This is a genomic window from Saccharomonospora iraqiensis subsp. iraqiensis, assembly GCF_000430445.1.
In the GTDB taxonomy this organism is placed as follows: domain Bacteria; phylum Actinomycetota; class Actinomycetes; order Mycobacteriales; family Pseudonocardiaceae; genus Saccharomonospora; species Saccharomonospora iraqiensis.
In genome coordinates this window covers 49,955-51,796 of the sequence record NZ_KE387072.1, presented here as the reverse complement: position 1 = coordinate 51,796, position 1,842 = coordinate 49,955, and the positions used below count along the sequence as shown (strand labels likewise).

Annotated in this window: 2 protein-coding genes; both read left to right on the top strand. The window is 74.0% G+C overall.

Annotation, left to right across the window (positions count from 1 at the left end; all coding sequences use genetic code 11):
• Positions 1-324 precede the first annotated feature (324 nt).
• Positions 325-1,359: an AAA family ATPase gene (locus ACTIR_RS0108360; RefSeq protein WP_007027475.1), complete on the top strand. Its 1,035-nt coding sequence runs from the start codon at positions 325-327 to the stop codon at positions 1,357-1,359.
• 10 nt (positions 1,360-1,369) lie between these two features.
• Positions 1,370-1,842 (top strand): DUF58 domain-containing protein (locus ACTIR_RS26425; protein WP_007027474.1); only part of this gene is annotated, 473 nt, incomplete at its 3' end.

Sequence of the window (1,842 nt, the reverse complement as noted above, 5' to 3'; positions counted from 1 at the left end):
CCGGGCCCTGCCCCCCGACCCGCGTGGGGTGTCCCTGCGGTCCTGTCTCGGCCCCCTGGCGACCGTCGACGTCCCGGCGCTGCCGGGGGAGGCCCACGACGTGGACGCGCCCGGGGACCTCACCGGGCGCTGACCGGCCACCGACCGCCCACCGGCCGCGAGGTGGCTCCGCCGGGTGGCTTCACAGCCGTCACACCGGGTACGCGGTTGGCTGGCGAGCAGACGGTGGCGATCGGCCGTGCCCGCAGGTCGTGATCAGCCGCACCCCCGCCACCCGGTACGGTCGCGGGGTACGCACAACCGGTCGGCGGCGAGGAGGTAGGTGTGACCGAGCCCGGCACCCCGGCGCGGGACGCGCAGTTGCTGGAGCGCACCGTGTTCGAGGTCAAGCGCGTCATCGTCGGGCAGGACCGGCTCGTCGAACGGATGCTCGTCGGGCTGCTGGCGAAGGGCCACCTGCTCCTGGAGGGGGTCCCGGGGGTCGCCAAGACCCTCGCCGTGGAGACCTTCGCCCGCGTGGTGGGCGGATCGTTCTCCCGCGTGCAGTTCACCCCGGACCTCGTGCCCGCCGACATCCTCGGTACCCGGATCTACCGGCAGAACAGCGAGAAGTTCGACGTCGAGCTGGGGCCCGTGGTCTCGAACTTCGTACTCGCCGACGAGATCAACCGCGCGCCCGCGAAGGTGCAGTCGGCGATGCTGGAGGTCATGGCCGAACGGCACGTCTCGATCGGCGGGGAGACCTTCCCCATGCCCGAGCCGTTCCTCGTGCTGGCCACCCAGAACCCCATCGAGAACGAGGGGGTCTACCCGCTGCCGGAGGCCCAGCGCGACCGGTTCCTGTTCAAGATCCTCGTGGAGTACCCGACCGCGGAGGAGGAGCGCGAGATCGTCTACCGGATGGGCGTGACGCCCCCGGAGCCGGAGCAGGTGCTCAGCCCCGACGAGCTGATCCGCCTGCAGGGCGTGGCCTCCCAGGTCTTCGTCCACCACGCCCTGGTCGACTACGTCGTCCGCCTCGTGCTGGCCACCCGCAGACCCGGTGAGCACGGGCTGTCCGACGTCGCCGGGTGGGTCGCCTACGGCGCCTCCCCCCGCGCCAGCCTCGGGGTCATCTCCGCGGCCCGCGCCCTGGCGCTGGTGCGCGGCCGGGACTACGTGCTGCCGCAGGACGTGGTGGACATCGTGCCCGACGTGCTGCGGCACCGGCTCGTGCTCTCCTACGACGCCCTCGCGGACGGCGTCCCGCTGGACCACATCGTCAACCGCGTCCTGCAGACCGTGCCGTTGCCGCAGGTGTCCGCCCGGCCGCAGGGCGGCTCCGGCCCCGCGGTCCCGGCGGGCGCCTCGAGCAGGTGAGTGCCGCACCATGACCTCCCGCAGGGACGCCGGTGGCGGCAGGCCCGAGTGGGCTCCGCCGATTCTGCGCGGTGACCGGCTGGAAGCGGGTCTGCGCACCCTCGAACTGGACGTGCGGCGCAGGCTGGACGGCCTGCTGCAGGGCAACCACCTCGGCCTCGTGCCGGGCCCCGGATCGGAACCGGGGGAGGCGCGGCCGTACCAGCCCGGCGACGACGTGCGCCGGATGGACTGGGCCGTCACCGCCCGCACCACCGCCCCCCACGTCCGGGAGACCGTCGCCGACCGGGAACTGGAGACCTGGGTGGTCGGCGACCTCTCACCCAGCCTCGACTTCGGCACCGCCGCCTGCGAGAAGCGGGACCTGGTGGTGTGCGCGGTCGCGGCCGTGGCGCACCTGACGCGCGGCGGCGGCAACCGGATCGGGGCGCTGCTGTCCAACGGCGCGGAGACGGTGCGGCTGCCGCCCCGCGGCGGCCTCGG